This is a genomic window from Pseudoalteromonas sp. NZS127 (genome assembly GCF_015864805.1).
GTDB lineage: Bacteria > Pseudomonadota > Gammaproteobacteria > Enterobacterales > Alteromonadaceae > Pseudoalteromonas > Pseudoalteromonas nigrifaciens.
On record NZ_JADYWN010000004.1, the window covers coordinates 1 to 13,206 of the forward strand.

Below are 13,206 nucleotides of genomic sequence, written 5' to 3' on the forward strand. Positions count from 1 at the left end.
CGCATGCCTAAAAAATGAGTGAAAAGTAGATAAATACAGCGTTATTTGAATAAGCAAAGGGATTTTAAAAATTAAGGATGCTTTTAAGCCTAGCAATGTTTGTTTAGATAAACACCAAAGGGATTAATTATTAGGGTGGGTGTCATTCTATGTTTTCTATGCTCTGTGAAAACACAGTATTTCGCATGCCTAAAAATGAATAAAAACAGCGTTATTTGAATATTATTTAAATAAGCAGAGAGATTGTCAAAGCTAAGGGGATTTTAAGCTCAGCAATGTTTTTTTAGATAAACACCAAAAGGATTAATTATTAGGATGGGTGTCATTCTATGTTTTTTATGCTTCGTTTCATTATAATATTGCTAATTGTTAGAAACGGAAAAATATCAAATTAAAGGACTATAAATGAAATTTATTAATCACATAGTATTTTGTTTATCTCTACTTTTTACATCGAACACATTCGCGCTTGAGAAAAAATATCACGAGTTCATTTTACCTGTTATTGCTGCCTTTGAGGGTGACGATAAAGCAGCTATTGCCTCGCTTGTTTATTACCCATTAAAACGACGATATCCCATACCTGACATTAAAGATGAGGCTGAGCTTATTAACCGCTTTGATGAAGTGTTTGACGATGAACTCACCGCAGTTATTGCCAGTTCAAACATTGATACCGATTGGGATAGTGTAGGTTGGCGCGGCATTATGCTCAATAACGGCGTTATGTGGGTAGATACCGACGGTAAAATTATTGCTGTAAATACCCAAAACGCTAAAGAGCAGGCACTTGCTAAAAGCTTAATAGAACAAGGTAAGCAATCTTTGCATGCAAGTATCAATACTTTTGAAAAGCCAGTACTTGATTGGAAAACAGCTAACTACCATATTCGTGTGGATGATTTAGGCGATCATAATTTTCGTTATGCAGTATGGGGTATTGATAAAAAGCCAAGCGACAAGCCTGATATGGTTTTACTAAATGGCGATATTACATTTGAAGGCAGTGGTGGCAATCATAATTATACGTTTAAAAATGGTCGTTATAGTTATGTGTTACAGGTAACTATTATTGGTTGCGATACATCCCCGCCAGGCTGGCTCGAAGTATATAAAGGCGATGAGCTACTATTAGCTGAAGATGTGATAAGTGCTCATTAATGTTTGGCCAAAAACAAAACCGCCAACAAAGGCGGTTATTTTTAAGTAGCTAATAGCTAAAATTAATGGTCTTTTTCAAATTCATCAACTTCGCGTTCGGCTTCTTCTTTCGACTTACCGTATTGCTGTTGAATTTTGCCAACTAACTCTTTGCGGCTACCTTCAATTTTATCTAAATCATCGTCGGTTATGTCGCCCCATTTACGTTGCGCTTTACCTTTAAGTTCTTTCCAATTACCTTTGATACGATCGCTGTTCATAAGTAGCTCCTTACTTTAGATTAGTGAAATTAACAGTCAACTATAAAGTAGCAAGTCGTATACCAAAAAAAGCATAAATATTTTTTGTAATTAATATCAGTAGCTTAATATCAATCATAAATAGAGTAAGGCTAAAAGGTGGGTGTAATTATGTGGTCCTTCTTTAAATGCATACAAAATATACATAGCAGTTTGTAATAATTGCTTATCCAATATAGGTTTTAAGTTATTATGTTGCGATAAAACAGACGGTATGAGTGAGTTATGGATACTAAAGTGTGTGAATATGGCGTAGGAGATTGCTCTTACAAAATGGCGGGGGAGTTAGTAGGTATTACCCAGCTGGTTGATGCATTTTATGATTATATGCAACAGTTAAAAGAGGCTAAGCACATAAGAGATATGCACAGTAAAGACTTGTCGCAGTCGCGTAAAAAGTTAGCTTACTTTTTGTCAGGTTGGACGGGCGGACCTAAGCTGTACGCGGAGCATTTTGGCAGCATTAACATTCCCCAGGCGCATAAACACTTGGCGGTAGGCGTTGCCGAAAGTGAAGCTTGGCTATTATGCATGCAAAAAGCCGTAGATGATCAGCCTTATGCAGAGTCGTTTAAAGTGTATTTAATGCAGCAATTGCGCGTACCCGCAGAGCGAATTAGAATGGTATCGGGTAGCTAGTAGAGAGTTAATAGGTAGAAAGTGGGTAGCTAATGGGCAACCTATTGAGCTTAGTTGCTTGTAAAAGAGTATTAATTATTAAACATCAACCGCAGTCACGCTGCGGTTTTTTGTTACAATGCCGGTAAAGCAATTTAGGGTAAATAGCTGTGCTGCCGGTTCAAAACATATATCAACAACTCGTAATAACATTACAAAGCAACCCAATTACGCTACTGCAAGCGCCGCCGGGTGCTGGTAAGTCTACTTGGTTGCCGCTGCAACTTATGCGTGATGGGCACTTTAAACGTATTGTAATGCTAGAGCCGCGTCGTTTAGCTGCGCGTAATATTGCTAGTTACTTAGCAAAGTGTCAAAACGAGAGTGTTGGCCAAAGTGTTGGCCTGCGTATAAGAGGTGAGAGTAAAGTAAGTGTTAATACGCGCCTTGAAATAGTTACCGAAGGCATGCTTACTCGTATGCTGCAAAACGATCCTGAGCTTAGCGATGTTGATTTACTGATATTTGATGAGTTTCATGAGCGCTCTATTGCAGCCGATACTTCATTGGCATTTGCGTTAGAGACCCAAAGTGCGCTGCGCGAAGATTTAACCATAATGTTGATGTCGGCAACCCTTGATACCCAGCGCTACACTGAGTTTTTTGCTTGCCCTGTAATTCAATCAAATGGGCGCAGCTATCCAATAGATGAAGTATATATACCCATAAAAGATGAAAGCCGCTGGCTTGATGCAATCCCCACTATAATAAAACAAGCACTGAGTGAGCAAACAGGCAGCGCGTTGGTGTTTTTACCAGGGCAGCACGAAATACTCAGGGTACAACAAGCACTCACTGACTTACCAAACAATTGTATAGTGGCAACGCTATTTGGCGAGCAAGATAAAGCCAACCAGCAAGCAGCTATTGCTCCTGCGCCTGAAGGGATGCGCAAGGTGGTACTTACTACCAATGTGGCCGAAACTAGCTTAACCATTGAAGGCATAAGGATTGTGATTGATAGCGGTAAACGCCGCGCCGCGACCTTTAATTTAAAAACCGGTGTTACTGAACTCACAACACAAAGCATATCGCGCTCATCGGCAGTGCAGCGTGCAGGGCGTGCAGGGCGAATAGAGCCAGGTGTGGTTTATAGGCTTGGCTCTAAGCAAACTTTTGAGCGCCGTAATAGTCACGACAATCCCGAAATACTCACATCAGACATAAGCCAACTAATGCTAGAAGCTAAGCAGTGGGGGGCAAGCATTGAGGAGCTAACCTTGCTTGATAAGCCTACCGAGCAGCAAGGCATACAGGCAAGTAACTTACTTAGCATGCTTGAAGCCATAGACAGCAAAGGCAAGCTCACACCGCTTGGCAGTAAAATGTTAGGCTTTGGCGCTGATATTCGTTTGGCGCATATGCTATTAAAAGCGCAGGCATTAGAGCAAGCACTCCCCGGTATTTATCGACTCGCTATTTATTTGGTGGCATTACTTGAAAGCCGCGTAAATACGGCTAATGAGCTAAGCTTAGCGCTGCATAGCCAACAACAACGGCCACATCCGGTATTCAAGCAGCAATTAAAATATTGGCAAAGTCGCTTAAAAGTAAAAGAGTCAAATGGCGATTTAAATACCGAGCACTTAAGCTTGCTGGTGGCGCTTGCTTACCCCGATCGAATCGCGAAAAAGCGTGGCAGTGGATACTTACTTGCCAATGGTGCAGGCGCTGAGCTAAACCGCGATTACTGGCATAACGACGACTATCTTGCAATTGCCACTATGGGCGGGCACAAAGGCGGGCGTATTTTTAGTGCCACATCACTTAGCCCATTTGAGCTGCAAGCCTATTTGCCGCATTTATTTAGCATGCAAACTCGCTGTGAGTTTGATGAAAAAACCGCACGCTTTATCCATCAAGACGAAGTGAAACTTGGCGCTATTACGCTTACTAGCCAGCCAAGTGCGCAAAAACTCGATAAAAGTGAGCGCGCCAAAGCATGGTTAAATTTATTTACTAAACATGGCTTTGCACTGTTTAATGAACAAAAAGACGCTGAGCAACTATTAATTAGAATGAGCTTAGCAAGTAAGCTAATGAGCGAAAAGTTTCCGAAAATTAACGAGCAACAACTTATTCAAACGGCACCGCAGTGGCTAGGTGTATTTTTACAAGATATTAAAACCCTGGAGCAGCTTAAAAAGTTTAACTACTTTGAGGCATTACAAAATTGTTTTGACTGGCAACAACAAAGTGCCTTAAAAAGCTTACTGCCACTGCGTTTAACGGTAGCGAGCGGCTCTAATATTAGGATTGAATATCAGCTTGAAGGCCCTGCAAAGCTCAGTGTACGTATGCAAGAAGTATACGGTATGACCAGCACGCCGTTGTTGGCGCAGGGGAAATTGCCACTGCTGATGGAGTTATTGTCGCCGGGGAAACGCTCGTTGCAACTTACTCAAGATTTAGCGCACTTTTGGAATACCAGTTATCGCGATGTACAAAAAGAAATGAAAGGGCGTTACCCCAAGCATTTTTGGCCCGATAGCCCTGCAACCAGTATTGCAACTAACAAGGTGAAAAGTAAAATGTGAGCGTGTACTTAGTTGGAGTAATAATATTAACCTCACAGTTAAATTCGAGATTAATATTATTCAAATACGTAAATACTAACTAAGATGCTTTGCTAAATAGTCGACCAATAACCTTATTTTTGGCGATAAGTGACGATTATGAGGGTATATGGCCCAAATGCCTTCATCAGGCACCCGATAGCTATCTAATAAGGTAATTAGTTCACCACTTTGCAGGTGATTTTGCACGTAGTAATCGGGCAGTTGTACTATTCCTAATCCTTTTAATGCTGCATCCGCTAGGCTATAGCCACTGTTGTATCTTAGCTTACCGGCAACGCGAATGTTTTTTTCTTTTCCCGATTCCATAAAGTGCCAATAATCAAGCGTGCCTAGTAGGCAACTATGTTTACTCAGTTCAGAAATTGCATGTGGTATGCCGTGTTTTTCCAGATATTCTGGCGATGCGCACACATAACTGGTTCTGGTTCCGAGTTTTTTTGCCATCATTGACGAGTCGGCCAGCTTACCAATACGTATAGCTAAATCGTATCCGCCTTCAACTAAGTCAATTTGTTGATTACTCAAGTAAGCAGAAACCGCGACCTCACTATATTGCAGCATAAAGTCAGAAACCAAAGGCAGTACTTGCTGCTCTCCATAAGTTACCGAAGCCGTAAGCTTTATTTTACCTTGGGGCGTTGTTTGTAAATTAGTTATAGCCCGCTCTGCAGCATCTAAGCCATCAAGCACACTGCGGCAATGCTGATAAAACACTCGGCCTTCTTCAGTTAACGACACTTTGCGCGTAGTACGATAAAACAGCTTCACATTCAGCCGGTTTTCGAGCGCACTAATTTGCCTGCTTACTTGCGCTGTAGATATTGCCATTTTTTTTGAGGCTTGCGTAAAGCTGGCATTTTCAGCAACGTGTACAAATTCACTAATACCTTCCCACTGCATGATTGTTACCTATATGTACAAGTTAATTTCAAAAATAGCATATTATCATTTTTACAGAAACAAATATAATAGCAGCCATCAACACAAACATGCTGTGAATAAGTTAAATCGTCGATATAACGTTATCGACATTAATACAACAGCTCGCAAAATAAATAGGAAAAAATATGAGTTGGGTGTTTTTATTTTTAGGTGTTATTGCAGAAGCAATGTCGCATGTGGCATTAAAACAAACAGATGGCTTTACTAGGTTACTGCCCAGCATAGTGGTGTTATTGGGCCATTTGGCTGCGTTTGTTTTTTTAGGCCAAGCAATGAAAGGCATGCCTGTAGGTATTGTGCATGCGATGTGGGCAGGGTTAGCTATTGTTACCGTTACGCTACTATCTACCCTTGTATATAAACAGCATTTAGATCTATCCACTTGGTTAGGAATGGCATTGGTGGCCATAGGCATTGCAATGATTAACCTATCGCAAGGGCATAGCCATTAATTGCTTTAAAATAAATAGCATAATTCTAAGCCAAAAATAATATGCAGCAGCGCATTATTAAGGTAACTGAACTAAACTAAAATACGTGTTTACGTTCATTTATATTAAATAATTTATTAATTAAGAGAGAACGAGATGTCAGATAAGTTTATAAAATCGAAAGCCGCCATAGCATGGGGTCCAAAACAGCCTTTATCTATCGAAGAAATTGACGTAATGCTGCCGCGCAAGGGCGAAGTATTAGTTAAAGTTATTGCCTCTGGAGTTTGTCATACCGATGCTTTTACTTTGTCTGGCGATGATCCTGAAGGGATTTTTCCGGTTATTTTAGGCCACGAAGGCGGTGGTATCGTTGAGCAAGTTGGCGAGGGCGTAACGAGTGTAAAAGTTGGGGATCACGTTATTCCTTTATATACACCAGAGTGTGGCGAGTGTAAGTTTTGTTTATCGGGTAAAACTAACTTGTGTCAAAAAATTCGTGAAACTCAAGGTAAAGGCTTAATGCCTGATGGCACCACTCGTTTTTACAAAGACGGCCAGCCAATTTTTCATTATATGGGTTGTTCAACTTTCTCTGAATACACGGTATTACCAGAAATTTCGTTAGCAAAAGTTAATAAATCTGCACCATTAGAAGAGGTGTGTTTATTAGGCTGTGGTGTTACAACCGGCATGGGCGCGGTAATGAATACTGCAAAAGTTGAAGAAGGCGCAACAGTAGCCATATTTGGCCTTGGTGGCATAGGCCTGTCGGCAGTTATTGGCGCAACTATGGCTAAAGCGAGCCGAATTATTGCTATAGATATTAACGAAAGTAAGTTTGAATTAGCAAAAAAACTAGGCGCTACCGACTTTATTAACCCTAAAGACTACGACAAACCAATTCAAGATGTAATTGTAGAGTTGACCGATGGCGGTGTTGATTACTCGTTTGAGTGTATTGGTAATGTTAACCTAATGCGCTCTGCGCTAGAGTGCTGCCATAAAGGCTGGGGCGAGTCTGTGGTTATTGGTGTTGCTGGTGCGGGGCAAGAAATTTCAACCCGTCCGTTCCAATTGGTAACGGGTAGAGTATGGAGAGGTTCAGCATTTGGTGGGGTTAAAGGTCGCAGCGAATTACCTGATTATGTAGAACGTTATTTAGCGGGTGAATTTAAGTTAAGTGACTTTATTACCCATACAATGGGACTTGAAGATATTAACGAATCGTTCGATTTAATGCGCAGAGGCGAAAGTATTCGCACTGTTATTCATTTCGATAAATAACGATAAACAGCAGCACTATGGTTTAATTAAACCATAGTGCTTTTTTTGTTTAATTTATAGTTACTAATCAACAATCCATCCGTTTTAAAAAAGTAGATCCAGCCAAAAACACTTCAAAATATATAAGCATTGTTTTTAAATTTCTTTACCGCCGTGTGTTTCGGCTAAATCGTCAAGCTCTGCAACTGTGTAGTCAAAACCACTCTCGTCATAGTCATAATTAACCTTTACGCAATTGCCGCCATTAAATAATTTTGTTTTTACATCATTAATGGGCCAATTTTTAAGTAGATGTATAAATCGGTTGGCAACTTGAGAAGATTCAAAACGATAGCTAATTTCTGTTTTCATAAATAATAAGGCTCTGGCTAGTTTAACCCCCGTAGTTTGTGCATTTTTGCTAATTAGTCAAGTTTCGGTTACAAAAAATAAAGAGTAAGTATGTAATTTTTATGTTTCAATTGATGTGTTAATTGCAGTAAGCACTGTTGTGCTTTAATTAAAGGTGAGAACAAATTTACATGTACTATAGAACTTTTTTACTAGCAAGCTCTGCTTTGTTTATCAGTGCTTGCGGTGGCTCTGGCTCAGATGAGACACCAGTTATAAGCACAAATAAAATCCCCTCCCTATCAATAACCAATATCAAAAACGATATAGTTAAAGGTCAAACTATTGATTTAAATGCAACAGTTGGCGATGCCGATGGCGTTATCAGTAGTGTTGTGTGGGAACAAACTGCGGGGCTTAAAGTACTTAATGCGCCTGTAAATGCCAGTAGTATCACTATTACTTTACCAGATGCGCAAAGTCATGCAGCAATGGAGTACGCTTTTAGCGTAACGGCAACCGATAATGAAGGGGCTACCAACGTTAAAACTGTGAGTTTTGTTGCGCGTAATAGTATGGATGAAACTGCTGCCGCACGTATATTACAGCAAGGCAGTATGGGCCCCACATTAAGTGAAATACGCCAAGCTCAAGGGTTAAGCGAACAGCAGTGGCTTGAGCAACAAATGGCGTTACCAATTAACTACCATCGTAGTTATTTAGTGAAAAGCCCTGATGAAAACAAATTTCAGTATATTAATAGGATTGATGCGTGGTGGAAGGGGGTGTTGCATAGCGACGATCAACTACGCCAACGTGTTGCCTTTGCATTGAGTCAAATATTGGTTGTGTCGGATGCAAGTAGTAATGTAGGTAATCAGCCCGAGGGCATGATCACTTACTACGATATTTTGCTTAAACATGCTTTTGGTAACTATAGAGAGCTACTAGAAGACGTAACGCTGTCGCCAATTATGGGTACTTTTTTAAGCCATTTAGGGAATGAAAAGGCAAATGATGAGCTTAATATTCGCCCAGATGAAAACTACGCCCGCGAAGTAATGCAGTTATTTACAATAGGCCTTGAAGAGTTAAATTTAGACGCTACTCCAAAGCTTGATGCGCAAGGTAATACAATTGCCACCTACGGTCAGGCTCAAATAGAAGGATTTGCGCGCGTTTTTACTGGGTGGACATTTGCAGCTAGTGAAACTTTTAAGAAAAAAAAACGTGATTATGTAAATCCAATGAAAGCGTTTAGCGAGTATCACTCTAGTAAACAAAAAACATTGTTAAATGGCGAAATTATCCCCGAGGGCTACGGACCAGAAGAAACACTGCAAATAGCGCTCGATAACCTATTTAATCACAATAATGTAGCGCCATTTATTAGTAAACAACTCATACAGCGTTTAATTACCTCAAACCCAACACCGCAATATGTTACCCGTGTTGCTCGTGTTTTTAATGATAACGGCGCTGGAGTACGAGGAGATTTAGCCGCGGTAATAAAGGCTATTTATTTAGATGATGAGGCACGCCATTTTGGCAGTGTTTTAAATTATCAAGGGAAACTAAAAGAGCCACTGATAACCACAATACAGTTTTGGCGAAATCTAGATGCTAAAACCGGTAACGGTTATTACAACACGTGGGGTTTATACAATACCTATGGACAGGGGCCAATGAAGTCGCCCTCAGTATTTAACTTTTACAGGCCCGATTACCAACCTGTTTATTTACGTAGTGATGGCTTAGTTGCTCCAGAGTTACAAATAGCAAATGACTCTACAATAATTGGCATAATGAATAAGCACTTTGCAGATTTAGTGTGGAATGCGGCTGAAGGAAAAACATCTTTAAGTCCAAAATTACTATACGTCTATATTAAAAACGATATGAACCATCTAAAAAATTATGGCATAGAGTCGTTACTTGATCAGTACAATGTGTTGTATTTTGCCGGTTCAATGAGCCACGAAACACGCCAGGCGTTACTCGATTTAAGTGCCTATTTTATTGATAATCAAGATCGTCAGCGGGTATCGTATTTACTTTATATGATTGCTATTTCACCTGAATTTAATTTGCAGTATTAGGAGAGGCATAATGAGCATAAATAGAAGGCAATTTTTGTCATTATGTTTAAAAGGCGGGGTGTCGGCAGCGGCGCTAACCAGCTTACAACTTCAAGCATTAACGGGTTCAACAAATGCTATTGAATTGGGTGATTATAAAGCCCTAGTATGTATATTTTTATATGGCGGTAACGATTCACTAAATATGCTAATGCCGTTAGAGGGCGAGCAACGAAATTTGTATGAAAAAAGCAGGCAAAATTTGGCGGTTGCTTCGCCTATTGCGCTTAATACTAATTCGTCGTTTGCTGGTGGTGTAGGGCTGCACCCAGCGCTTGCACCCATGCAAAGTGTGTTTGATTCGGCTAACTTGGCATTTGTTGGCGGAGTAGGTACTTTGCTTGCACCAACCACGCTTGACGATTATAAAAATAAAGCAGTACCGCTGCCTCAACACTTGTTTTCACATAACAATCAACAAGCAGCGTGGATGTATGGTCGTGAAAAGGAATCGCTAAATAATGGTTGGGGAGCGCGTTTGCTAGAGCGCTTAAATCAGCAAGATCAGTTTGCTGCAAACATATCGCTCGATGGCACCAATCTTTGGCAAACAGGCGCGCAAACTAAGGCGTTTTCGCTTAATAAAAGCGGTATAAGTAAAGTAAACGCTTTTGGCGGTTATCAGCCAAGAACTGAGCATGTAACCAATATTATGAACCGTATAATGGGTAATACGAATCATCCATTAACGGGTGCTTACGCTAATAGTTTTAATTCGGCGATTAGAAATACCCAAACAATGAATAGTGCGCTTGAAGCCGCCCCTGAACTTATTACCTCATTTAGCGATACAGGGTTGTCGAAGCAACTAGCTGCGGTAACTAAGGCGATTAGTGTGCAAGCAAAGTTAAGTACGCAGCGCCAAGTGTTTTTTGTTTCTATGGGAGGGTTTGATACACACGATAATCAATTGAATACTCACCCTGCATTGCTTAGCACACTAGCACAAGGACTTAACGAGTTTAATAGTGCGATGAATGAGCTGAATATGGCTGACAAAGTAACGTCGTTTACTATGTCGGACTTTGGCCGTACGCTAACATCTAATGGCGATGGCACGGATCATGGTTGGGCAGGAAACCAAATCGTTATGGGAGGCGCAGTTAAAGGCGCCAATATATATGGGGAGTTATTAACTCAACATTTAGGCGGACCACAAGATACCGGCCGAGGGCGATTAATACCAAGTGTTGCAAATGAGCAATATTTTGCCACACTAGCTAAGTGGTTTGGTGTTCCTGCATCAGAATTAGGTGATATATTTCCAAATTTAAGATACTTTAATCAGTCGACATTAGATTTTATGGTTTAATTCGTTATTAATGTAACCCAAATTCCATCGCAAACAGTATAAAACTGTTTGCGAATAAAAAATTCATGTAATGGAGTAAATTAATGAAAGTTTTAGTAAGTTTGGTGAGTTTAATCGCCTTTTTAATGGTTGTATTGCCCGGGCCATTATATAAATTTGGCGTTGTTGAATTAGGCACTGCGTTTGCTGGATTTAGGTTTGGTGTTTACGTGGGAGGAGCTGCGCTTGTATTACTTTTAGTGCAGGTCATATTTATGCGTAAAACAGCCACTGTAAGTAGTACTATAGTGGCCGTTGTATTTGCGGGTATTGCTATTTTTATGCCACTTAATATGATGGATAAAGCGAAAAGTGTGCCGCCAATTCATGATATTTCGACAGATGTAGTTAATCCACCAAAGTTTGTAGCTATTGCACCACTGCGTGCCGATGCGCCAAACCCAGTGGCTTATGCCGGAGCAGAAACGGCTGCGCAACAGCTTAAAGCTTACCCAGAACTGACTACCCTTAATTATGCTTACCCAAAAAGTGAGCTAGTAGTGGCTACAGTGCAAGCGATTAAAAATTTGGGTTGGGAGTTAGTTAATAGCGATGCCAGTCAAGGGATTGTTGAAGCCACCGAGACAACCACCTGGTTTGGTTTTAAAGACGATATAGTGGTGCGTATTAAAGATGAAGGCTCTCAGCGTTTTGTTGATATTCGTAGTAAGTCGCGTATTGGTCGCAGTGATTTAGGTAAAAATGCAGAGCGTATTCATACATTTGTAGATGAATTAAACGCGGTACTGGCAAAATAATTAGGGCAAACCTAAATGTTAAGTTACTAACAATTAAGTTACCAACAATCAAATGGAACCCAAGCGTACGGCTTGGGTTTTTTATCATCAGTTAGTGTTCACAGCTAAGCAAGTATACTTATTTGGTATTTATATTTTTAACATACTATGGAGTTATTATGAAAACAGTAGGATATGCAGCAAAAAGCCAAGGTTCAGAACTCACCGAGTTTTCTTTTGAGCGCCGCGATTTACGAGATAACGATGTAGAAATTGAAATATTATACTGTGGAGTTTGTCATTCAGACTTACACGCGGTACGTAATGATTGGGGTGGTAGTCGCTACCCGTTAGTACCCGGACACGAAATTGTTGGTAAGGTTATGTCGGTAGGTAGCGACGTTACAAAATATAAGCAAGGCGATACGGTTGCTGTTGGCTGTATGGTCGACTCATGTAAAAGTTGCGATCAGTGCGATAATAACGAAGAGCAGTTTTGCCGTGAAGGCATGGTAGGCACATACGCAGGAACAGATCGTGTTAACGGCGATATGACCCAAGGTGGGTATGCTAAACATGTTGTAGTGCGTGAAGAGTTCGTACTCTCAGTACCTAAAAACTTAGAGCTGTCGCGTGTTGCACCGCTGTTGTGTGCAGGCATTACTACCTACTCGCCATTACATAAGTGGGGCGTTAAAAAAGACAGTCGTGTTGCTGTAGTTGGTTTAGGTGGTCTTGGCCATATGGCGGTTAAAAACGCTGTCGCTATGGGCGCAAGCGTTACGGTAGTTGGCCGTAGTGAGTCTAAAAAAGACGATGCGGTTAAACTAGGTGCCCAGCATTATTTAGTGTCGTCAAACGATGATGCAATGAAAAGTGCGCAGTCAGCCTTCGACGTTATTATTGATACCGTACCGGTAAAGCACGATCTATCTATTTACACACCACTGCTAGATATTGATGGTACGCTGGTTATTGTTGGTCAGGTTGGCCCGGTTGATGAGCTAAGCACAGTGCCATTATTAATGGGGCGTCGCCGTATTGCAGGCTCACTTATTGGTGGTATTGCACAAACGCAGCAAATGCTTGATTTTTGTGGCGAGCATAATGTCTTACCCGAATGTGAAATGATCAATATTGATGAAATAAATACAGCTTATGAGCGAATGGAAAAGTCTGACGTTCGTTATCGTTTTGTTATTGATATGGCATCGTTAAGTGTTTAATTACACTTAGTAATTAAAAATAAAAAGAGCCGCAAATTAGCGGCTCT

At 40.6% G+C, this 13,206-nt stretch carries 12 protein-coding genes; 9 read left to right on the forward strand and 3 right to left on the reverse strand.

Annotation, left to right across the window (positions count from 1 at the left end; all coding sequences use genetic code 11):
- The first annotated feature begins 405 nt into the window (after nucleotides 1-405).
- Nucleotides 406-1,161 (forward strand): hypothetical protein, encoded by a 756-nt coding sequence (locus I6E78_RS05005; RefSeq protein ID WP_197182090.1) that lies wholly within the window; start codon nucleotides 406-408, stop codon nucleotides 1,159-1,161.
- Between the two features lie 62 nt (nucleotides 1,162-1,223).
- On the opposite strand, the gene I6E78_RS05010 is transcribed toward I6E78_RS05005, so the two are convergent.
- Nucleotides 1,224-1,421, reverse strand: a complete 198-nt coding sequence (locus I6E78_RS05010) for a CsbD family protein (protein ID WP_011328875.1) — start codon at nucleotides 1,419-1,421, stop codon at nucleotides 1,224-1,226.
- A gap of 264 nt (nucleotides 1,422-1,685) precedes the next feature.
- Here I6E78_RS05010 and I6E78_RS05015 point away from each other — a divergent pair, with 264 nt between their 5' ends.
- Complete coding sequence (locus I6E78_RS05015) at nucleotides 1,686-2,099, forward strand: group II truncated hemoglobin (protein ID WP_197182091.1); 414 nt, start codon at nucleotides 1,686-1,688, stop codon at nucleotides 2,097-2,099.
- Nucleotides 2,100-2,248: 149 nt separating this feature from the next.
- On the forward strand, nucleotides 2,249-4,675 hold the full coding sequence (gene hrpB, locus I6E78_RS05020) for an ATP-dependent helicase HrpB (RefSeq protein ID WP_089368632.1): 2,427 nt from the start codon (nucleotides 2,249-2,251) through the stop codon (nucleotides 4,673-4,675).
- Nucleotides 4,676-4,750: 75 nt separating this feature from the next.
- Here hrpB and I6E78_RS05025 read toward each other — a convergent pair whose 3' ends face one another.
- Nucleotides 4,751-5,617, reverse strand: coding sequence for a LysR family transcriptional regulator (locus tag I6E78_RS05025; RefSeq protein WP_011328872.1), 867 nt, complete (start codon nucleotides 5,615-5,617; stop codon nucleotides 4,751-4,753).
- Nucleotides 5,618-5,784: 167 nt separating this feature from the next.
- On the opposite strand from I6E78_RS05025, the gene I6E78_RS05030 reads away from it, so the two are divergent.
- Both I6E78_RS05030 and I6E78_RS05035 read left to right on the forward strand, forming a co-directional pair.
- Nucleotides 5,785-6,111 carry a DMT family transporter gene (locus I6E78_RS05030; protein ID WP_011328871.1) on the forward strand — a complete coding sequence of 109 codons (327 nt, stop codon included), beginning with the start codon at nucleotides 5,785-5,787 and terminating at the stop codon, nucleotides 6,109-6,111.
- A gap of 135 nt (nucleotides 6,112-6,246) precedes the next feature.
- Nucleotides 6,247-7,377, forward strand: a complete 1,131-nt coding sequence (locus I6E78_RS05035) for an S-(hydroxymethyl)glutathione dehydrogenase/class III alcohol dehydrogenase (protein ID WP_011328870.1) — start codon at nucleotides 6,247-6,249, stop codon at nucleotides 7,375-7,377.
- Between the two features lie 135 nt (nucleotides 7,378-7,512).
- Here the strand turns inward: I6E78_RS05035 and I6E78_RS05040 are convergent, their stop codons facing one another.
- A complete protein-coding gene (locus I6E78_RS05040; RefSeq protein WP_011328869.1) occupies nucleotides 7,513-7,728 on the reverse strand; it encodes a hypothetical protein in 216 nt (71 codons plus the stop codon).
- A gap of 170 nt (nucleotides 7,729-7,898) precedes the next feature.
- On the opposite strand from I6E78_RS05040, the gene I6E78_RS05045 reads away from it, so the two are divergent.
- The 4 genes from I6E78_RS05045 to I6E78_RS05060 all read left to right on the forward strand — a co-directional run bounded on the left by I6E78_RS05045 (nucleotide 7,899) and on the right by I6E78_RS05060 (nucleotide 13,159).
- Nucleotides 7,899-9,806 carry a DUF1800 domain-containing protein gene (locus I6E78_RS05045; protein WP_179807882.1) on the forward strand — a complete coding sequence of 636 codons (1,908 nt, stop codon included), beginning with the start codon at nucleotides 7,899-7,901 and terminating at the stop codon, nucleotides 9,804-9,806.
- Between the two features lie 10 nt (nucleotides 9,807-9,816).
- The gene (locus I6E78_RS05050; RefSeq protein ID WP_197108254.1) at nucleotides 9,817-11,157 is read left to right on the forward strand and encodes a DUF1501 domain-containing protein; all 1,341 of its coding nucleotides are present in this window, start codon (nucleotides 9,817-9,819) and stop codon (nucleotides 11,155-11,157) included.
- An 83-nt stretch (nucleotides 11,158-11,240) separates the two neighbouring features.
- Nucleotides 11,241-11,954 (forward strand): DUF1499 domain-containing protein, encoded by a 714-nt coding sequence (locus I6E78_RS05055; RefSeq protein ID WP_182678333.1) that lies wholly within the window; start codon nucleotides 11,241-11,243, stop codon nucleotides 11,952-11,954.
- A 158-nt stretch (nucleotides 11,955-12,112) separates the two neighbouring features.
- Nucleotides 12,113-13,159 (forward strand): NAD(P)-dependent alcohol dehydrogenase, encoded by a 1,047-nt coding sequence (locus tag I6E78_RS05060; protein ID WP_182684393.1) that lies wholly within the window; start codon nucleotides 12,113-12,115, stop codon nucleotides 13,157-13,159.
- Nucleotides 13,160-13,206 lie beyond the last annotated feature (47 nt).